General features: G+C 59.1%; 17 protein-coding genes and 1 pseudogene. 7 read left to right on the top strand and 11 right to left on the bottom strand.

Going from position 1 to position 20,482, the window contains the following annotated elements; genetic code table 11:
* Positions 1 to 200: 200 nt before the first annotated feature.
* The 3 genes from PMI18_RS07580 to gabT all read right to left on the bottom strand — a co-directional run bounded on the left by PMI18_RS07580 (position 201) and on the right by gabT (position 2,779).
* A complete protein-coding gene (locus tag PMI18_RS07580) occupies positions 201 to 689 on the bottom strand; it encodes an Lrp/AsnC family transcriptional regulator (RefSeq protein ID WP_007904381.1) in 489 nt (162 codons plus the stop codon).
* A gap of 47 nt (positions 690 to 736) precedes the next feature.
* Complete coding sequence (locus tag PMI18_RS07575; RefSeq protein ID WP_007904383.1) at positions 737 to 1,393, bottom strand: HAD family hydrolase; 657 nt, start codon at positions 1,391 to 1,393, stop codon at positions 737 to 739.
* A 93-nt stretch (positions 1,394 to 1,486) separates the two neighbouring features.
* Positions 1,487 to 2,779, bottom strand: coding sequence for a 4-aminobutyrate--2-oxoglutarate transaminase (gene gabT, locus PMI18_RS07570; RefSeq protein ID WP_007904385.1), 1,293 nt, complete (start codon positions 2,777 to 2,779; stop codon positions 1,487 to 1,489).
* Positions 2,780 to 3,065: 286 nt separating this feature from the next.
* On the opposite strand from gabT, the gene PMI18_RS07565 reads away from it, so the two are divergent.
* From PMI18_RS07565 to PMI18_RS31755, 7 genes and pseudogenes are all read left to right on the top strand, one after another.
* Complete coding sequence (locus tag PMI18_RS07565) at positions 3,066 to 3,992, top strand: 2-hydroxyacid dehydrogenase (RefSeq protein ID WP_007904387.1); 927 nt, start codon at positions 3,066 to 3,068, stop codon at positions 3,990 to 3,992.
* A gap of 420 nt (positions 3,993 to 4,412) precedes the next feature.
* Positions 4,413 to 5,753 (top strand): OprD family porin, encoded by a 1,341-nt coding sequence (locus PMI18_RS07560; protein ID WP_007904388.1) that lies wholly within the window; start codon positions 4,413 to 4,415, stop codon positions 5,751 to 5,753.
* Between the two features lie 336 nt (positions 5,754 to 6,089).
* Entirely contained in the window at positions 6,090 to 6,947 is an 858-nt protein-coding gene (locus PMI18_RS07555; protein WP_007904390.1) for a GNAT family N-acetyltransferase, read from the top strand.
* A gap of 57 nt (positions 6,948 to 7,004) precedes the next feature.
* Complete coding sequence (locus PMI18_RS07550) at positions 7,005 to 7,712, top strand: cupin domain-containing protein (RefSeq protein WP_007904392.1); 708 nt, start codon at positions 7,005 to 7,007, stop codon at positions 7,710 to 7,712.
* Between the two features lie 82 nt (positions 7,713 to 7,794).
* The gene (gene tatA / locus PMI18_RS07545; RefSeq protein WP_007904399.1) at positions 7,795 to 8,019 is read left to right on the top strand and encodes a twin-arginine translocase TatA/TatE family subunit; all 225 of its coding nucleotides are present in this window, start codon (positions 7,795 to 7,797) and stop codon (positions 8,017 to 8,019) included.
* 67 nt (positions 8,020 to 8,086) lie between these two features.
* Positions 8,087 to 8,689: pseudogene (locus PMI18_RS31750) on the top strand (aminotransferase class V-fold PLP-dependent enzyme); the annotation flags it as partial.
* Between the two features lie 89 nt (positions 8,690 to 8,778).
* Positions 8,779 to 9,255 carry an aminotransferase class V-fold PLP-dependent enzyme gene (locus tag PMI18_RS31755; protein ID WP_274517921.1) on the top strand — a complete coding sequence of 159 codons (477 nt, stop codon included), beginning with the start codon at positions 8,779 to 8,781 and terminating at the stop codon, positions 9,253 to 9,255.
* Positions 9,256 to 9,667: 412 nt separating this feature from the next.
* Here the strand turns inward: PMI18_RS31755 and PMI18_RS07540 are convergent, their stop codons facing one another.
* The 8 genes from PMI18_RS07540 to PMI18_RS07505 form a co-directional block, all read right to left on the bottom strand.
* Complete coding sequence (locus PMI18_RS07540; RefSeq protein WP_007904401.1) at positions 9,668 to 10,747, bottom strand: tartrate dehydrogenase; 1,080 nt, start codon at positions 10,745 to 10,747, stop codon at positions 9,668 to 9,670.
* A 41-nt stretch (positions 10,748 to 10,788) separates the two neighbouring features.
* Positions 10,789 to 12,246: an NAD-dependent succinate-semialdehyde dehydrogenase gene (locus tag PMI18_RS07535; RefSeq protein ID WP_007904402.1), complete on the bottom strand. Its 1,458-nt coding sequence runs from the start codon at positions 12,244 to 12,246 to the stop codon at positions 10,789 to 10,791.
* 153 nt (positions 12,247 to 12,399) lie between these two features.
* Positions 12,400 to 14,481 carry a methyl-accepting chemotaxis protein gene (locus tag PMI18_RS07530; RefSeq protein ID WP_007904403.1) on the bottom strand — a complete coding sequence of 694 codons (2,082 nt, stop codon included), beginning with the start codon at positions 14,479 to 14,481 and terminating at the stop codon, positions 12,400 to 12,402.
* A 187-nt stretch (positions 14,482 to 14,668) separates the two neighbouring features.
* Complete coding sequence (argE, locus tag PMI18_RS07525; RefSeq protein ID WP_007904405.1) at positions 14,669 to 15,826, bottom strand: acetylornithine deacetylase; 1,158 nt, start codon at positions 15,824 to 15,826, stop codon at positions 14,669 to 14,671.
* Positions 15,823 to 16,977 (bottom strand): NAD(P)/FAD-dependent oxidoreductase, encoded by a 1,155-nt coding sequence (locus PMI18_RS07520; RefSeq protein WP_007904406.1) that lies wholly within the window; start codon positions 16,975 to 16,977, stop codon positions 15,823 to 15,825. The genes argE and PMI18_RS07520 overlap by 4 nt, the downstream gene beginning before the upstream one ends.
* Positions 16,974 to 18,350, bottom strand: coding sequence for an FAD/NAD(P)-dependent oxidoreductase (locus PMI18_RS07515; protein ID WP_007904407.1), 1,377 nt, complete (start codon positions 18,348 to 18,350; stop codon positions 16,974 to 16,976). The genes PMI18_RS07520 and PMI18_RS07515 overlap by 4 nt, the downstream gene beginning before the upstream one ends.
* On the bottom strand, positions 18,332 to 18,640 hold the full coding sequence (locus PMI18_RS07510) for a (2Fe-2S)-binding protein (RefSeq protein ID WP_007904408.1): 309 nt from the start codon (positions 18,638 to 18,640) through the stop codon (positions 18,332 to 18,334). Before PMI18_RS07510 ends, PMI18_RS07515 begins: the two co-directional genes overlap by 19 nt.
* Positions 18,637 to 20,481, bottom strand: coding sequence for an ABC transporter ATP-binding protein (locus tag PMI18_RS07505; protein ID WP_007904410.1), 1,845 nt, complete (start codon positions 20,479 to 20,481; stop codon positions 18,637 to 18,639). The genes PMI18_RS07510 and PMI18_RS07505 overlap by 4 nt, the downstream gene beginning before the upstream one ends.
* Position 20,482 lies beyond the last annotated feature (1 nt).

Here is a 20,482-nt window from a genome sequence, read left to right on the forward strand (position 1 = left end):
CTCGGTGAATAGTTGTTTTTGTTAAATGTTTTGCACTGATTAAACGTGCTCGGCTCGCAAGCGCTATAGCCGACGTCTCAAGCACCCGTGATGGTGTTGTGCTCTTTTAACGACAAGTCATGTCTGGAAGCAGCTGAGCAATATGGATCTTAACTTCGTACTACTTCTTACTTCGTCTGATCCAATTGACCTGGGAGGCATCAGTGACGCAATAACTTGCGAAGCGGGACCCCATCTTTCAGCACCGGCGATTTAATCACGATGTAACTGAAGTACTTGGATATACCGATGTTCTTGTCCAGCAGACCTTCAATCACTTCCTGATAGTGCTGGATGCTGCAGGTCATGAAACGCACCAGATAATCGTAACCGCCGCTAATCAAGTGGCACTCGAGCACCTCATCGACCAAGCGGATATTGGACTCGAACTTGGCGAAGTCCTCCCGCTTGTGGTCGCTGAGCGTGATCTCGGTAAATACCGTGACTGAGTCGGTGATTTTGGCAAGATTGAGATGGGCTCTATACCCGGAAATATAGCCGGCCGACTCAAGCCGCTTGACCCGTTGTAAGCATGGGCTGGACGACAGGCCTACCGCATCGGCCAGGCTGACGTTGGTCATACGGCCGTCTTTTTGCAGTTCAACCAGGATACTGATATCAATTCTGTCCAGCTTGATTAAACCTTCCATCGCGTACCTCTTGATTGCCGTTCAGATAGACAGAGGTTATAGCAAAATCAGCGGCGCAAAGATTGCTGATGCTGAGTGACCAGATCGGCCATGCTGTTGATGTAAAAATCCGCAGGATATTGCTGGGTAGCATCTCCATGGTCACGACAGATCAGGCACAAACCAGCCTCTTTTGGCGACTGCGCAGGAGGTCGGGAAACCTGCAGAATATTTTTGGGCTCCAGATTGTTGGCCAGCAACCATTCGCCGTCCTCCAATGGATTACTGGCTCGGGCATGCAGGTCTTCGGGCACAATCCCCAAACGCTCGCAGAGCTGTTCGCGATCCTCGGCATCACGATCGCAGTACACCAGCAGCCGATAGAACTTGCGCAGATACAACATGGCGCCGGGCGCGTCCTCGAACAGCGACCAGTTGCCCACCGACCGGGCGAATCTCATACCCTCCTCCCAACTGGCCTCGAGCCCAAACCGCTCTGCCAACTGGCGATGGGCGAAGCACAACAAGCCACTGAACCCCAACTCGGAAAAACGTGGATAGAGCGTGCGCACCGCCTCGTCAAACTCTGCCAATACCTCTTCCCTGCCCAGCGTGCCCCGATGGTTTTCCAGCAACGGTTGCAGGGCCGTCCAGATACCGGAATCCCGATCGACCAGAACTTCATCGCAATCGATCAGCAGTGCACGATAATCAGTCAGGTGCATGGTGTGTAGCCTCCCATGATGCATTCATCAATCCATGTGTTCTAAATGCCCTCGGTCGGCGCATTGCTACATTGCGCCAACCGAGACCTGAGATTAATCCAACACTCGTAACAATGCGGCTTCAAGAATCGTCAACGCTTCGTCAATCTGATTCTCTTCGGTTACCAACGGAGCCAGGAAGCGCAGCACATTGCGGTACACCCCACATTTAATCACCAACAGCCCGCCTATCCTGGCCTGATCGATCAGTTGTTGGGTGAGTTCTGCATCGGGGCTGCGGGCCTCATCGTCTTTGATCAATTCGATTGCCAGCATGAAGCCAGTACCGCGCACGTCGCCAATACGAGGGTGAGATGCCTGCAAGCGCAGCAGGCCTTGACGCAGCCGCTCGCCCAATACCTCACCACGCTCGAGCAACTGATCCTGTTCGTAAGTTTCGATCACTGCCAACGCGGCCGCACAAGCCAGGGCGTTACCGCCGTAGGTACCGCCGAGACCGCCGGGTAATGGCGCGTCCATGATGTGCGCACGACCCACCACACCCGATATTGGCAAACCACCGGCCAAGCTCTTGGCGACGGTGACCAGATCCGGCTGAATCCCGGCGTGCTGAAAACCGAACCATTTGCCGGTACGGCCGAAACCGGTCTGAATTTCATCGAGAATGAGCACGATGCCATGTTGTTCGGTCAGAGCCCGCAGCGCCTGGAGAAATTCCGGCGGCGCGGAAAGGAAGCCTCCGTCGCCCTGCACCGGCTCGATGATGATCGCCGCTACCCGATCCGGAGTGACTTGGGTCGCCAGCAATTCGTTCAGGGCTTGCAGCGCCATCTCGCTGCTGAAACCGCGATAGGCGTTAGGGTATGGGGTATGGAAAACTTCGGGCGCGAAGGGCCCGAAGTTCTGCTTATAGGGTTGGCTCATGCCAGTCAGGGTCGTACCCAGTAAAGTACGACCATGAAAACCGCCACGAAAGGAGATAACGGCGGGACGATTAGTATGTGCGCGAGCGATCTTCACCGCATTCTCCACAGCCTCCGCACCGGACGTAAACAGCGCCGCCTTGTAGGCTTCTTGACCACCCACCAACTCGCACAAACGCTGTACCAGGTCGATGTAGGGTTTGTAGGCCACTACCTGGAAGCAAGCATGGCTGATCTTTTGCAATTGGGTCTGCACTGCCGCAACCACCTTCGGGTGATTATGACCGATGTTCAAAACGCCAATGCCGCCGACGAAGTCCAGGTAGCGCGTGCCGTCCACGTCCCACACTTCAGAACCCTGGGCCCGGTCGATGACCAGCGGGTGTGCTGTAACCAAACCCCGTGGCACGAATTGATCACGCTGACGGAGCAAACTCGGTGTTTCTTCGACTTTACTGTTCATGGCATCTCCCATAGTGAACCTGGCAACCGGGAAACGGCTGCAATGTGTTCCAAAGGTTAAGCTTTCGACGCAATTGTCTAAGCCGAACTTGGCCTCTGAGAAATTCGGATCGACTGTTTTCACCCCCGTAAACAGCAGAATCCTTCAGCTGTTGCTGTCCCCAAGGAATCTGCCGACATGCGCCCCATACAACGCAACGTTATGCGTTTAAGCAGATTCTTTCGACATATCCTGCTCTGCCACTCGGGCATGCTGGATACTCCCTATCTAATGCGAGAAGTTACCCATGGCCCTGCTCTATAAAGCTGACCCGGTGCGCGGCGAACAATGGAAGCGTCTATTCGCTGAACACGCTCCAGATATCGAATGGCGTGCCTGGCCGGACATCGGCGATCCGAAGGATATTCGCTACCTGGCGGCCTGGCAGGCGCCGGACGATCTCGAAACATTGTTGCCAAACCTGCAGGTACTGTTCGCCTTGTCAGCCGGGGTCGACCAACTTGACCTTGACCGCCTGCCAACGAGCCTGCCCGTGGTACGTTTACTCGACCCAAGCATCACCCGGGGTATGTGCGAGTACGCCAGTTTTGCGGTGCTCAGCCTGCATCGGGATATGCTCCGTTATCGCCAGCAACAAATAGCTCGGTGCTGGCAGGCTCACTTGCTACAGCCGGCAGCTAAACGTCGGGTAGGTGTTATGGGCCTCGGTACCCAGGCTCAACAGATTCTGGCCACCTTGCAGACCTTTGGGTTCGCCCTATCGGGCTGGGCACGTAGCGAGCATCACATTGCCGGGGTGGACTGCTTTGCAGGTGCCGAGCAACTTCCAGCGTTCCTCGGCCAGTGCGACATAGTGCTTTGTGTCCTGCCATTGACCGAGCAGACTAAAGGGATTCTCAACCGTCAGTTATTCCAGCACCTGCCCAAAGGCGCTGCCTTGATCAACATGGGAAGGGGTGGGCACCTGATAGAAGAGGATCTGCTTGAGGCTTTGGCCAGCGGTCAACTCAGCGCGGCGGTGCTAGACGTGCTGGAACAGGAGCCGGCGGCGCCGGACCATCCCTTCTGGCACCATCCGCAGATATTGCTGACACCGCATATCGCTGCGATGACCCAACCGGAAAGTGCGTTTAGCGTGTTGCTGGAGAATATCCGCCGTCATCAACGTGGCGAGGCAATGCTTGGCCAGGTAGACCGCGAGCGAAGTTACTGACCAACGACTACCAACCCACCGGTAACAACCAACCGGCGCCAGATTTTTTTACTTCTGCGAGGTAAATCTGGCGTTATACAAAACAGACCTGTTGTTCATCCCATTTGCTGTTTCTGCGCATCCCCCCCCAAAAAACAAGCCGACATTTGCTGCTGATCTCTCCCCTCGTTTGAGTAGTAATTGCGGCCCGTCAAGCCGCAACTTATGCAATCTACCGAATTGACTGCCCCCCATTGTCAGGTCTCGCCGTAACTGCGATACAGCCTCCGCTGCGGAGCCCGGCTGCTGGTCAAGTCCACTGCAAGACGCTGATCGACAGGACTCTCCCGAGTTAACTTCGCAGAGGTTTACCTGAGCAGCCGTAAGAGCGTTGCTTGCCGTGCAGGCAACGAACACTAATAAGAACTAATGGAGTAAGCGATGAACATCGCAAAACTAAGCTCTCTCTCCTTGGCTGTCATTGCCGCCACCACGCAACTGGCAATAGCTGGTCAGCAACAAGAAGCCGATGGTTTCATTGAAGACAGCAGCCTCGGGTTGCTCAATCGTAATTTCTATATGAATCGCGACTTCCGTAATGGCGGCAGCAATAGCCAAGGTACCAACGGCTCCAAGCCGGCCAGCGAGCGCAATGGCTATCGGGAGGAATGGGCACAAGGGGCCATGCTCAACTTCGCCTCCGGTTTCACCCAGGGCACCATCGGTTTCGGCACCGATGCCTTCGCCTACGGTGGGGTCAAGCTGGACACCGGCCGTGGCCGGGCTGGCAACGGGCTGCTGCCGATCAGCAACAACCGCACCGCCGAAGCTGAAGTGCCGGATAGCTACGGCGAGATCGGCGGCGCAGTGAAGATGCGCATTTCCTCTACAGTGCTGAAGTACGGTGAACAACGCCCCACTGCTCCGGTATTCGCCACCGGCGACAACCGCTTGCTGCCGGAAACAGCTACCGGCTTCCAACTGTCGAGCAAAGAGTTCGACGCCTTCTCTTTCGAAGCAGGTCATTTCACAGCGTTCAACAATCGAGCCTCGACCAACTCCGATGACGGGCTGTTCACCACATACGGGGGGACCGAAGCTGACAGTGTCGACTTCATTGGCGGCACCTATAAAGTCAACAACAACCTCAGTCTGATGGCGTACACCAGTGAGGCCCTCAATGTCTGGCGTCAGCACTTCGGCAGTGCTTCTTATACGATTCCGCTGGCTGACCAGCAATCGCTGAATTTTGGTTTGACGGTCTATAAGACCGAGGACCAAGGCGATGCGCGTGCCGGCAAGTTGGACACCACGAGCTGGTCGGCCAAGGCTGCCTATGCCTTCGGCGCCCACAAGCTCACCCTGGCTTATCAGAAAATCGATGGCGACGAGTACTTCGACTACATAGGCGTGGACTCGATCTGGCTGGCCAACTCGATTCAGTATTCCGACTTCAACGCCCCCAACGAGCGTTCCATCCAGGCTCGTTATGACCTGAATATGGCTACGTTCGGCATACCGGGGCTGAGCTTCATGACCCGCTATGTCAAAGGTGATCAAATCGATGGCACCAAGGCCGATCCGAACGGTGCCTATGCCAACAAGGTGGGTGACGACCAGAAGGAGTGGGAGCGTGACCTGGAAGCAAAATACGTGGTCCAGGAAGGGGCCGCCAAGGACCTGTCCTTCCGCCTGCGCCAGGCTACACACCGCGCAACCTCGTTCGAGAGCGATATCGACGAGGTCCGCCTGATCATCGAGTATCCGCTGAGCATTCTGTAACGTTTGGCCCTGGCCGGTTTTACCTGTGGACCGGCCGGTTTAATTGAAGGTCTGCTCCTCGCTCCCTTAGCCTTGAGGCGCCCATCCGGGCGCCTTTTTTTTAAGCAATCTCCCCATCAGAAGTGCATTTGCTTTGGCCTGCATCCTGAAAGTCGATCCAGTATTTGCTGCCGATCCTGCTTGTCATTTGAGCAGTAAATGTGGCCTACAGAGCTGCCGCTTTAAGAATCTACCGAATCAATAGGGACCTCTTGTCAGGCCTCGCCGCAGGTGAGATACCAATACTTTCCGCGGAGAAATCCGACCGATTACGCTCCCTGTCACTGGAGACCTGTCATGTCCATTTCGCAACGCCCTGCTTATACCTATCGCCCCATGACCTCGGCCGATGTGGCGTCGGCCCACGCCTTGTCCGTACAGTTGAAGTGGCCCCACCGCCTGGAAGAATGGGCCATGTTGCAGCGCATCGCGCAAGGTTTTGTCGTGGAAGACCAAGGCCGCCTGATCGGTACTGCGTTCACCTGTGCGCAGGGAGATTACGCCACTATCGGCCTGGTGATCGTCAGTGATGAGTACCAGGGCCAGGGTATAGGTCGCAAGCTGATGGAACTGGCACTTGAGGCTTGCGGATCGCGCACCGCCATACTCAATGCAACGCTGGCCGGTGCCCCGCTTTATGCCAGCCAGGGGTTCGTTGACTTTGGGCATATTCAACAACATCAGGGGCATGCGCTGCCCCCAGTACCCAATGATTTGCCAGCGGGTGAGCGCTGCCGTCCGCTGACCGAAGCCGATCGGAGCGTCCAGATTGAACTGGCCAACGCCGGCAGCGGCCTGGACCGAGACGCCGTGCTCAAGGATCTGTTCGATATTGTCGAACACTCGGTCGGTATCGAGCGTGATGGTCAACTGCGCGCTTTCGCCCTGCTGCGCCCATTCGGCCGTGGTCGCTGTATCGGCCCGGTCATCGCAGAAAATCCAGAGCAGGCCAAACACTTGATCGCGGTGTTGTTGGCCCAAGTACCGGACGCCTTCGTACGCATGGATATACCGTCCGACAGCGGTCTGGTCCCTTGGCTGGAAGAGTCCGGGCTGAAGCACGTCGACACCGTCGCACAAATGGCTCGCGGTACCCCACCGCAGGTGATCGGCGCAGTGCACCAGTTTGCCCTGGTGACTCAGGCCATCGGCTGATAACCCCCTCCGTTACATCCAACGCAACACGCTGCATTTTCCTGGAGAAACACCTTCATGCTAGAGCCCACTGCAGTGCTGTTGGCACACGCCGACGACAGTCCCGTTCTAACAAAATTTACTCCCGGCTCGTTGGGCGCCAACGATCCTTTCGACAGGCATATTGCTTATGTCGGGCCGGATGACATTGCTGCCGGCGTGATCCAGGCGAGCGGACAATTCAGCGTCGATGACTATCCCTACAGCGAAATGATCGTGGTACACGCGGGACATGTCACCCTGCAGAGCCAAGATGGCACGCTCCAACTCAATCCTGGTGATAGCGCGGTGATTGCCCGGGGGACATCGATTCAGGTCGAGGCACAACCCGATTCTCTCTGGGCATTCTGCGCGGATACCCAGCTCGTTGAGGAGCGCCAAACCGGGCTCACGGCGCTCCCTCCTCTAACCCTGCTCTCTCCCTCGGCAGCACCGGATGCGGAAATTCTGCTAAGTCCGGCACCGCAATGTCGCTCGCACAATGTGTTTGTCGAAAAAGCGACCAACCTGCGCATCGGCGTCTGGGACTCGACACCCTATACCCGCAAGGCGAGGCCGCACATGCTGCATGAACTGATGCACCTGCTCGAAGGCAGCGTCACCCTCCAGATTGCGGATGGGACCCATCTGACGGTCAACACTGGCGATACGGTGTTCGTGCCTCGAGGTGCCCCCTGTGCCTGGAGTAGCAGCGTGTATGTGCGCAAGTTTTACGTCGTCAAATAACTCGATCCGCATTAACGCCGGCGGATGAATTTTCCTCCGCCGGCCCCACACAAAACCGATCAATCCTTGCGGAGTACAGACAATGGGATTAGGCGGCTTCAGTACCGGAAAACTCCTGATCATCCTGTTGATCGTGGTGATGCTGTTCGGAACCAGGCGCCTGAAAGGCCTGGGGGCGGATATCGGCGACACGATCAGAGGGTTCCGCAAATCCATGGGCGACGATACGCCAGTCACCGAGGAGCCCAGGGACCCGCCCATTGACGCTCAGGCGCGCACGCTCGAAGACTCGGTAAAAAAATACTAATCCCTAGTGCCCAAGCTCCAGTCAACAATTCAAACAGAGGTGAGAAACGGGAATGGAAATGCAGCTGATGTCCGACAAGTCCGTCGCTGGGGAAGCATTTTGGGAGCGCGTGTGCGCAGCTTATCCAGAGCAGCGTCCCCTGTTGAACCTGAACAACGCGGCCGTGAGTCCGCCGCCACTGGTAGTAGAGCAGGCTGTAATCGATGCCTATCGGCTGATCAGCCAGAACCCGGACGTCAATATGTGGAGCAAGCTCGATGCAGAGCTTCCTGCGATCAAACAACAGTTGGCTGACATGGCTGATTGCGATCCCGATGAGATTGCCCTGAACCGCAACTCATCCGAGGGCTTGTCGACAGCCATCTTCGGCATTCCTTTGAAGGCCGGCGACCAGGTGCTGATCTCACTGTGGGACTATCCAAGCGTAATAGCCGGATGGTTGCAGCGTCAGGAGCGCGAAGGCATCGAAGTGGTGACCGTCGACTTCGACCTGATGGCCGATGAGAATGTCATCGTGCAAGCTTATGCGCAGGCAATTACCCCGCGTACCCGGGTGATCCAGCTGACCCACATGTTGCACTGGACCGGGCGAGCCCTGCCGGTCAAGCGCATCTGTGCCCTAGCCCGGGCGCAAGCGATCATCACGGTGGTGGACGGTGCCCAGACGTTTGCGCAGATGCCGCTCAGCTTCCGCGAACTGGATTGCGACTACTTCGTCACCAGCCTCCACAATGGCTCGGTGCGCCGGTCGGCAATGGCATGCTCATTGTCAGGCGCGAGCGAATCGACAGCACTTGGCCGTTGCTGGGGCCTTTCGACCCTCCGCCGCTCCAGATCGACAAGTTCGACCACTGGAATCTCGGCACCTACAACTCGGCGATACAAGCGGGCATTGCTCCGGCTATCCGTTTCCATGCGCAAATCGGCACGCGAGCCATTCACGCGCGTCTTCAGGAGCTGACCCGCTACTGGGTTGACCTCGCCAAAGACATTCCCGGTTTCAAGCTCCACACACCACTTGATACCGTCGAGCTGGGCGCAGTAAGCCTGTTCTCTATCGATCAATGCGATGCTCGATGGGTTGAGCAGAAACTTCGAAAAACCCACAAGGTGCATGTCAAGTTCCGCCAGATCAGACACATAAGCGGACTTCGGGTATCGCCGAGCATCTACACGCAGAAGAGCGATCTGTGCCGCTTCGTCGAGGCACTGCGGCAAGTGGTTGCAAGCAGCTAGCCCGCCCACCCCATCAACGACATTGCCATGCGCTCAATGCTTTCATCTCCTTCCAACTCCGCCAGACCTTGTCGAGACGTTGCATGAAGAGTAAGCCAAAGCATTGAGCCAGGTATAACCCAGCTACCCGCCTCACCGAAGTACCTGGGTACATCAACTAACCCGTTGAGATCATTCCGGGCAAGACGCCCTCGCGCAACGCCCTCCACATTCCTTTGATTCCTCTTCGCTGATCCTTCGCAACAGAAAGAGCCGTTCGCAACGGTTTCACCTGCGCAGACGCCCAGCAGGCCACAATGAGCAGAGACTATCAGAGGGGGGTTTGCGCGCGAAAAAAAAGCCCGCAGTGAGACGGGCTAAAAGGGTGAGACAGAATGAATAAAGCTTCCTGCCGAGCAGTTGTTGCCTCGGCTCAAAGCAATGCGGCGATCGCCATACCAACATCCTGGGTCGAGCCCTGCCCTCCCAGATCGGGAGTGATCGGCCCTTGGGCGATAACCTGCTCGATCGCCTGCAGAATTCCGTCGTGGGCTGCGCGATAACGCTCATCGCCATTGCCCAGGAAGTCCAGCATCAGCGCACCGGACCAGATCATCGCAACCGGGTTGGCGATGTTCTGCCCATAGATATCCGGGGCCGAGCCGTGGACCGGTTCGAACAGCGACGGAAAACGGCGCTCGGGATCGAGGTTGGCCGAAGGCGCGATGCCGATGGTACCGGCGCAGGCCGGCCCCAGGTCGGACAGAATGTCGCCGAACAAATTCGACGCCACGACCACATCGAAACGATCCGGCTGCAGCACAAACCGCGCGCACAGAATGTCGATGTGTTGCTTGTCCCAAGTGACGTCCGGGTACTTTGCAGCCATCAATGCAGTGCGCTCGTCCCAGTACGGCATGCTGATGGAAATCCCGTTGGATTTGGTCGCCGCCGTCAGGCGCTTGCGCGGCCGGGTCTGGGCCAGGTCGAAAGCGAACTTGAGAATCCGGTCCACGCCGCGCCGGGTGAACACCGACTCTTGCAGCACGAACTCATGCTCGGTGCCTTCGAACATCTTGCCGCCGACCGAGGAATATTCGCCCTCGGTGTTTTCGCGGATCACCACGAAATCGATGTCCCCCGCTTCGCGTCCGGCCAGCGGACACGGCACACCGGGAAACAGCCGCACAGGACGGATGTTCACGTATTGGTCGAAGTCACGGCGAAACTTCAGCAGCGAACCCCAAAGGGAAATGTGATCCGGCACTTTATCCGGCCAGCCTACTGCGCCAAAGTAAATCGCGTCGAAGCCCTTGAGTTGTTCGAACCAGTCATCGGGCATCATCTGCCCGTGTTCCAGGTAGTAATCGCAGTGAGCCCAGTCGAGCACCTCGATGCTCAAATCCAGTTGCCATTTCTTCGCGGCCTGCTCCAGTACCCGCAGCCCTTCAGGCAAGACTTCCTTGCCGATACCATCGCCGGCAATCGCGGCGATTCTGAATGGTTTGCTCATCAATCGTGGCTCCTCAATGTCCTGTTCAAACGGTGTCCGGATCACAGCCCACCGATGTGGAAGGCTTTGACTTCAAGGTATTCATCCAGGCCGTACTTGCTGCCTTCACGGCCCAGGCCCGATTGCTTGATACCGCCGAATGGGGCGACTTCCATGGAAATGAGCCCGGTGTTGAGACCGATCATGCCGAACTCCAGCGCCTCGCCGAACCGCCATGAACGGCGCAAGTCCTGGGTGAAGAAATAGGCGCCCAAGCCATAAGGTGTGGCATTGGCCAAGGTCAGTGCCTCTTCCTCCGTGGTAAAGCGCATCAGCGGTGCAACCGGGCCGAAGGTTTCTTCGTTGGCCAGCAACATTCCGGCATGGGCCTCACCGAGCACCGTCGGCTGGACGAACTGGCTGTCGCCCTCGGGGATACCGCCACAGAGCAAACGCGCGCCCAGGCTCAGGGCATCATCGATGTGCCGGGCAACCTTGGTCACCGCCGCCGCGTTGATCAGCGGGCCGATGCTGACGTCGGCGTCCAGGCCGTTGCCGACCTTGAGCTTGCCCACCTCTTCTACCAGGCGCTGGGCGAAGCGTTCGTAAATACCGTCCTGCACCAGAATCCGGTTGGCGCAAACGCAGGTCTGGCCGGCGTTGCGGAACTTGCTGAGCATGATGCCGGCCACTGCCTGCTCAAGGTCAGCGTCGTCGAACACAATGAACGGTGCGTTGCCGCCCAACTCCAGGCTCAAGCGCTTGATGTGTTCGGCGCTCTGACGCATCAGCAGCCGACCGACAGCGGTGGATCCGGTAAAGGAGATCTTGCGCACCGCCGGGTTGCCGGTCAGTTCTTCGCCGATGCCGGCGGGCATGCCGGTCACTACGTTGAACACGCCGGACGGAATGCCGACCCGTTCGGCGAGCACGGCCAGCGCCAGGGCCGACAGCGGGGTCAGGTCCGAGGGTTTGACAATGATCGTACATCCGGCAGCCAGAGCCGGCGCGCACTTGCGGGTGATCATCGCATTGGGGAAATTCCACGGCGTGATGGCGGCGCAGACCCCGACCGGCTGCTTGAGCGTGAGCAAACGGCGATCGCCGCTGGGTGCCGGTATGGTTTCACCGTAGACCCGTCGGGCTTCTTCGGCGAACCATTTGACGAAGCCGGCACCGTAGCGAATTTCACCCTTGGCTTCATTCAGCGGCTTGCCCTGTTCGCAGGTCATGATCATCGCCAAATCGTCAAGGTTATCGATCATGGCCTGATACCAGCGCTCAAGCAGCGCCGCCCGTTCCGCCGCCGGGCGTGCGCGCCATACTGGCCAGGCGCGTTCGGCGGCTTCGATGGCGCGTCGGCTTTCGCTGCCTTGCATCGCGGGTACACGAGCGAGCAACTGGCCGCTGGCCGGGTCGATGACGTCAAGGGTGGCGGCGTTGTCGGCGCTGATCCACTGACCGTCGATGTAAGCGAGTTCTACCAGCAGGCTGGGGTCTTTCAGGCGATTCTTGAGCATGGTCGAGTCCTGTTCCGAGACAGCCTTCAGTCTATTGGGTCGTCACAGACGAGGATGCTGAAAGCGCCGTTCCTGCAGCCTTGAATGCTGAAAATCAGGATTCGACGGCAGGCTCTACTGTTGGTTTGTGATGATCGAACACGACGAACTCGGTCAGACGATGAAATGCTTGACCATGCGATTCAACTCGCTGGCCAGGCCCGCGAGTTCCCGGCTAGAGGCCTGACTCTGATTGGCCCCGGCCGAGACCTGTTGGGAAACATCACGGATATTGAGCAGGTTGCGGTCCACCTCACGGGCAACATGGGATTGCTCTTCGGTGGCACTTGCAATACACAGATTGCGTTCATTGATCTGGGCGATGTCGTCTACGATGGCATTCAGCACTGCGCCTGCCGCACGGGCGACCTCCAGGGTTTCCCGGGTCTTACCATTACTGCTTTGCATGGCTCGCAGCGTGCCGTGACTGCTTTTTTGCACTGAGCCGATGATGCTCTCAATCTGCTTGGTCGACTCCTGGGTTCGTTGCGCCAAGGCCCGGACCTCGTCGGCCACCACGGCGAAGCCCCGTCCGCTTTCGCCCGCGCGAGCCGCCTCGATCGCCGCATTCAGCGCGAGCAGATTCGTTTGCTCGGCAATGCCGCGAATCACATCCAACACCGAGCCGATATCACCTATCTGGCCTGCCAGGGCCTGCAGGGCCCCCGCGGTATCCTCGATATCCTCAGTCAACGATTCGATGGCACCGACAGTACGGCAGACGCTCTCCTGACCCTGACGCGAGCGCTGGTCTGCTGCCTGGGAAACCTCTGAGGCCCAGGCGGCGTTGCGCGCCACGTCTTCGATCGCGCCAGTCATTTGGGTCACGGCACTGGCCGCCTGATCGAGTTCGGTGCTCTGGCGTCGCACGCCACGGGTGGCGTCATCGGTCACGGCACTCAACTGAGCGGAGGTCGTGGCCAGTCGCTCGGAAGAGCTCAACACCTGCCTGACGGTACTGCGCAGGTTCATTTGCATGCGCTCAAGCGCTTGCAGCAGGCGCGCCGCTTCATCCATGCCAACGATAATCAGTGGCTGGGTCAGGTCACCCTTGGCGATACGCTCGGCTGCCGACATGGCAATGGCCAACTGTTTAAGCAAGCGCAGCACGATCAATGTGGCCAAGGTGCCGCCAGCTAACAGCAGCACCAGCAAACCTGCAGACATCAGGATAAGTCTCTCCCGATCACTGTCGCGGCGTTTCATCAGCGCTTCATCGAGCCCCGTCAGCGCTGAGTGGCCAAGGGCATACAAGGCATCAACCGGTTTGTTGTAAGCAGTCAGGTACTCGCCGACCGGATAATTGAGCTTAAGCGCGTACAAGGCATCGGTAGGCTCGCTATTTCCTGCGGGGCTTGCGCCGGGCGCGAAATCCATATCCATTTCGACGGCCGACACCAATCTCGCATTGCTGAGTTCAAGCGCCTGCCGGATTTGCGGACCTAGTGCCGTTAGCGGCGCTTCCAGCAGAGCCTTGAGCTCCGGCTCGGCGGCACTCGCCTTGGTCAAGGCACGTGCCGCCTTGTCAACGCTGCTCAGCGCCTGGGTGGCCAAGCCACGCAGCGCACCTTGTTGCTCAGGCAGGATCCGACCCTGCGCCAGATACAGGCCGCCGGCACCACGCAACTGACCCAACAACTCGGTGGCTTGCGGCAACTCGATCAAGGCGCCCGCCATCAATGAGTACGTCCCTAACACTGGATCAAGGGACAGTTTGAAGTGATCGAGCATTGCGTCCTCGATCAGCAGATAGGCTGCGATCAACTGGCTATGCCGGGCCAGACTCTGCGAACCTTTGATTGTGGTCTGGCCCACTTCGCCGGCCAGCTCACGCCATTGTTGCTGCGCCCGCCCCCAGGCAGCCAGGATGTCAGGGCTGACCTTGGCCTCCTGTAACACGCGCTCGGTTGCCTCGAAGGCTTGATCCACCTCGGCCTGCTTGTTCAAACGAGCCTCGTGGAAAGTCCGGTTGCCGCCCAGCACGACGGATGACAAATCGCGATGTTGCTGCGTCAAATGGATCAGCTGGAGCAATGCCTGCACCGGCCGGATGCCGCGAAGCTCCTGGTTTGTCTGGGAGCTATTCTGATAGGCGCCGAGCACGTAGAGGCTGGTTGGAATGGCAATAAGGGTTACGGCTAGCAAGCCGAGCAAGACGAATTTGCCAGAGAATGACAGGCGCTCAAGCACTTTCATGGGGGAACTCCAGAAGGGTTGCGAGTGGCTAGCGGTTTTCTGAATAGGCGCAGTCAAGCCTGGGAAGGCTTTCTCAGCACTTCCCACACTGTCAGCTACATTGAAGGGGTGAACTCAAGCTCGGGCGTCATGCCATAACCGAGACACAAGCGTGGTATGCAAGTGTTCGGCATAGGCAAACAGAACTCTAAACCCGCATCGAGCCCAACAACCCTTGCAGGAAGTGCTCCCCGGCGTCCATCTGGCTGATCTCGATGAACTCGTCAGGCTTGTGCGCCTGTTCTATCGAGCCCGGGCCGCAGACCACCACCGGCACATCCAGGCGCTGCTTGAACAACCCGCCCTCGGTGCCGAAGGAGACCTTAGCGGTGCCGGTATCCGGTGCAGCGAAGTTTTTCAGAAAGCGCACCGCTTCGACACTCGGGTGGGTATCGAGACCGGGATAGACGTTCAGCGTTTCAATTTCGATATCCGCCACACTGGACAGCTTTTTAGCTTCGCGCACGATCACATCGGCACGCTCGCGCATCTGTTCCAGAAACTGATCCAGGTCGTCCGCCGGCAAGTTGCGCACTTCGAAATCCAGGGTGCACAGGTTCGGCACGATGTTCAGCGCCTTGCCGCCGACAATCTGCCCGACATGCACGGTACTGAAGGGCACGTCATAGTCGGCATCCTGGGCGCCCTGCTCTTGCAGTTGCTGCTGGCTCTGACGCAGTGCAGCGATGAAATCGCAAGCCACGTGAATCGCATTGACCGAGCGCGGCGCCAGCGATGAATGAGCCTCCAGACCGCGACAGTAAGTGCGGTAAGAACCCTTGCCCTTGTGCCCGAGCACGAACTGCATGTTGGTCGGCTCACCGATCACGCACAAAAACGGCCGCACCGGCGCCAGATGCAACACATCCAGTAAACGCCGCACACCGACGCAACCGATCTCTTCATCATGGGACAGTGCCAGTTGCAATGGCCGGTTCAATGAATGGTCAGCGGCATCGAGCATGGCGTCGATCGCCAGCGCGATAAAGCCCTTCATATCGCAACTGCCACGCCCGTAAATCCGCCCGTCTTGCACCGTCGCCTGAAACGCCGGGAAGGTCCAGGCCTGTCCCGCTGCGGGAACCACGTCGGTGTGCCCGGACAGCAAAATCCCCGGCACTTCCCTTGGACCGGTACTGGCGAACAAGTTGGCTTTTTTACCGGTGCAATCCTTGACGATCAACGACTCGATGCCCTTGCTCAGCAGCAGATCGCGCACGTACTCGATCAAGGCCATGTTCGACTCCGACGACACGGTGTCGAAGGCCATCAGCCGTTTGAGAATATCCAGCACGCGAGCTTTCATGAGGCCTTGCTCCGTTGCTCGACGGAAGATGCGAACCGGTTGATGGAAAACGGCAAAATCGAAGTGCTGGTGTTGCCGGTGCTGATCAGTTCGGCCATCACGTCGCCCACGCCCGGACCGAGCTGGAAGCCATGACCGGAGAAACCGAAGGCATAGAACAAACCATCAACCGTACCGCTTGGCCCCATCACGGGCAGGGAATCGGGCAGGTAGCCTTCTATGCCGCTCCACACGCGGATGATGTTCAGGTTGCCGACACCCGGCAGCAGACGACGCATCTGATCCATTTGATTGAGAATGCTGCGCGGCTCGACATAGGCCCGGCGGTTGAGCATGTCCGGTTCGCTGCGATAGCCGCCACCAATGATGATGTTGCCGCGGGGTATCTGGCGGAAATAGATCACTTCCTCCGGAATTTTGGTGTACACGCCGATCACCGTCGGCAAGGCGTACGGCACCGGTTCGGTCACGGCCATTTGCGGGCCATGGGTTTCCAATGGCACGGGTTCGCCAAACTGCGCCGAAAGCTTTTGCCCCCAGGCGCCGGCAGTAATCAGCAGGCGCTCGGCGCTGAACTGACGGCCGTCGGTGGTGCTGATGTTGAACTCGCCGCCGACCTTCTGCACCTCGGCCACTTCAGTACGCTCTTCAATCCGCGCGCCAAGGCGTCGTGCTGCCCGGGCAAACGCCGGGGCCGCCAGACGCGGGTTGGCGTGACCATCGTGGGGAGCGTAGGAGCCGCCCTTCACATCAGGGCCGAGGAACGGAAAACGCTTGTGCAACTCGTCGCCACGAAAGATTTTCAAGTCCAACTGCTCCGCCTCAGGGGCGTCGGCATAGGCTTGCAGCTCGGCGATCTCGTCTTCGCGGTAACACACCCGCATATGACCGCTGGCGATGAATTCGAGGTCGTCGTCGATCAGCTCCGGCAGACGCTTCCACAGCGCCCAGGAGCGGTTGGCCAATTCCAGCTGCCCGAGGTAACGCCCCTGGCGCCGCACGTTGCCGAAATTCACGCCGCTGGCGTACTGACCGATCTGGTCGCGCTCCAACAGAATTACCGACTGCCCGCGCTGGCGCAGGAAAAACGCCGCCGCCGAGCCCATCAGGCCGCCGCCGACAATCACGACATCGGCTTTGTGTAGCGTCATGACGACACCTCCTCGGTGAGCATCGAAAGGGGTTTGACCGGTGCCTGACCGCGCTGACGACCGACCTGTTCCACGCAAACGCCGGCGGCCGCGGCAATCACTTCAGCCCCGGCCTGGGAGCAATAACGCCCCTGGCAGCGGCCCATGCCGACCCGGCTGAACGCCTTGGCCCGGTTGACTTCACAAGCGCCTTTTTCCCGGACCACGGCACGCAATTCGCCCGCGCTGATCATTTCGCAGCGGCAGACGATGGCCGTGTCCGGCAACGCTTTGGCTTGCGCCGCCGGCCAGGGAAACGCCTGGGCCAGGCCGAGACGAAACTGATCCATTACCGCCAGCGCGTGCCGTTGTTCGTCGCGCAACCCGATGTTCACCGGTTGCTGAAGATCCTCCAGCAGCGCCATGGCCACTAGCCTTCCGGCGTGCTCGGCGGCATCGGCACCGCGAATTTTCGAACCGTCGCCGGCGGCATATACACCGCTGACCGAGGTCCGACCGTCTTCATCGACGGCCAGCCACCATTGGCTGGAGGCCTCGTCAAAGCGCATACGGCACCCGGCCAGGTCGGCCAATTGGGTTTCCGGGCGCAAGTGATAACCCAGTGCCACGGCATCGCAATCCACCGTCAAAGTCTCACCGCGCGCCGTGAGCACGCGTACGCCACTGACACCGTTGGCCGCATCGCCGAGCACTTGAAGCGGAGAAATGCCCAGGTGCACCGGAATTTTCGCTCGGTAGAGCTGCGCCAGCAGTTTCATCCCGGTGAACAGCAATCCGGGGCGCGCCAACAGCTTGGGCAATGCGCCAATTCGCTTGCTCAACGGCGAGGTGTCGAGCACCGCCGCGACCTTGGCCCCGGCTTTCACATACTGACTGGCGACCAAATACAGCAACGGCCCGCTGCCCATGAACACCACGCGGTGGCCGATGGACACGGCCTGGGACTTGAGCGCGATCTGCGCCCCGCCGAGGCTGTAAGTGCCCGCCAATTGCCAGCCTTCGATTGGCATCAAACGGTCGGTGGCGCCGGTGCACAGGATCAGCGCGTCGTAATCCACTGTCGAATGCTTGCCTTGGCTGACACAGCACAATTGCCCCGGCGTCAGGTTCCATACCAGCGTGTCCGGGCGATAGCCGATCTGCCGGCGCAAGCGGTCGAAGCTCTGGTGCAGGTCGTTGGCCTTGGCGGCTTCGGTGCCATACAGCGTGGCGTAATCACGGGTAAAACCTTCGGGCTGGCGACGGTAGATCTGCCCGCCATCCCGCCGATTCTCGTCAATCAGGATGGGCTTGAAACCAGCGGCGACCAGGGTTTCGGCACAACGTATGCCGGCCGGCCCGGCACCGACAATGACTATCCGCGCAGTGGCCATATCGCCTCCGGTTGTGTGGTGACAATATCCAGCCCTTCACGGACCTCATTGGAACAGGCGCGCAGACGCTCGCCGCTGCGGGTCCAGACCCAACAGTCCTGACACGCGCCCATCAGGCAGAAACCGGCGCGCCGGCCCGAATCGAATTCCGATTGGCGCAACGCCGAGCCCTGAGTCAGCAATGCGACCATCAGCGTATCGCCCTGCAGCGCCTCGATGGGCTTGCCGTCTACCTGCAGTTTGATGGTGGGCCGGCCCTGTTCGGCCAGCCTTACGAAACGCCCGTTCATGCATAGGCTCCCGTGATCATGCTGTTGGAATCCTTCTGGGTTTTCAGCAACTCGGCACTGTCGTGATGACAAAGGACTTCACTGCCGCCAACAATCAACCGACGGTCCGGAGGGACGCAATTGCACAGGCCGTCAACCCGCACCGGGCAACGATTGAGGAAAGTGCACAGCCCAGGCACATTGGCTTTTGCCCCAATCGGCGGCAGCGTGCCGCAGGTCGTTGTTCCACAGCCTTCCAGCCAGCCCTGGCGCAACTCCGGCACCGAATGGATCAACAGGTCGGTGTAGGGATGGAACGGCGCCTGGGCGTACGACTGGCGAGTGCCGGCCTGAATCTTGTGGCCGCTGTACATCACCACAATATCGTCGCACAGCGCTCGCACGGTGGAGATGTCATGGCTGATGAACAGATAGGACACGCCCAGTTGCTGACGCAGGTCGCGCAACAGTTCGAGAATCGCCGCACCCACCACGGTATCCAGCGCCGAGGTCACTTCATCGCACAGAATCAGATCCGGCTTGGCGGCCAGGGCCCGGGCCAGATTGACCCGTTGCTTTTGCCCGCCGGAGAGTTCGTTCGGACGGCGTTCAGCCATGGTTCGCGGCAAGCGCACCAGATCCAGTAGCTCGCCGATACGCTCGCGCAACGCGGCCCCCTTAAGGCCGAAGTACATTTTCAGCGGACGACTCAGAATGGTGCTGACGCTGTGCATCGGGTTGAGTGCGGTGTCGGCATTCTGGAAGACCATTTGAATGCGTCGGAACTGCTCATCGGTGCGCGACGACAGGCTGCCCCCCAAGGGTTGGCCATCGAAGGTCAGACCGCCGAGAGCGGGCTCCAACAATCCGGCCACCACCCGTGCCAGGGTTGACTTGCCAGAGCCCGACTCACCGATCACGCCGATGGCCTGGCCTCTGCGAACCGTCAGGTCGATGTCTTCCAGCACGCGAATGGCCGGCATGCCTTGCGCGTTCTTGTTGCCGTAACCGGCGGTCAGGCCCTGGATAGTCAGTAAAGGCGCATCTTCAGCGATACCGCAGGGTGGACGGATCGTGGTGTCCGGCCGTGCTGCCGCCAGCAAGCTGCGGGTGTATTCGTGGGCCGGGCCTTTGAGCAATGGCGCCGTGGCACTCTGTTCGAAGATTTCGCCACCATTGAGCACCACGATCTGATCAGCCATCTGCGCGACCACAGCGAGGTCGTGGGATACATAGACTGCCGTCGCGCCACGTTCGCGTACCACCCGTTTGAAGGCACGCAGCACGTCGATCTGGGTCGTCACATCGAGTGCCGTGGTCGGTTCGTCGAGCACCACCAGCAGTGGATCGCTGATCAGTGCCATGGCCGCCATCACCCGTTGCAGTTGCCCGCCGGAGACCTGATGCGGGTAGCGCTGGCCAATGCGATCGGGGTCTGGCAGGGCCAGGTCGCGGAACAACTCGATGGCTTTGGCCTCAAGCACCGTCCGGCTGCCCAGACCATGAATCAACGCGCCCTCCACCACTTGGTCGATGAGTTTTTTCGCCGGGTTGAACGCCGCCGCAGCGCTTTGCGCGATGTACGACACCCGATTGCCGCGCAGGCCTTGCAGCTCGCTTTCGCTCAACGCAAGCATGTCGTGTTCGCCGATTTGCACCACGCCACCTGCCAGCCGACAACCGCGCCGGGCATAACCGAGCAACGCCAGGGCAATGGTGGTCTTGCCGGAACCAGACTCACCGATCAACGCCAGTACTTCACCTTTTTGCAGGGAGAAGCTGACGCCCTTGACGATTTCCACCTCGCCGAGTTCGCCACAGGCGACTACTCGCAGGTCCTGGACTCGAATCAATTCGCTCATT

The organism is Pseudomonas sp. GM102 (assembly GCF_000282555.1).
Taxonomy (GTDB): domain Bacteria; phylum Pseudomonadota; class Gammaproteobacteria; order Pseudomonadales; family Pseudomonadaceae; genus Aquipseudomonas.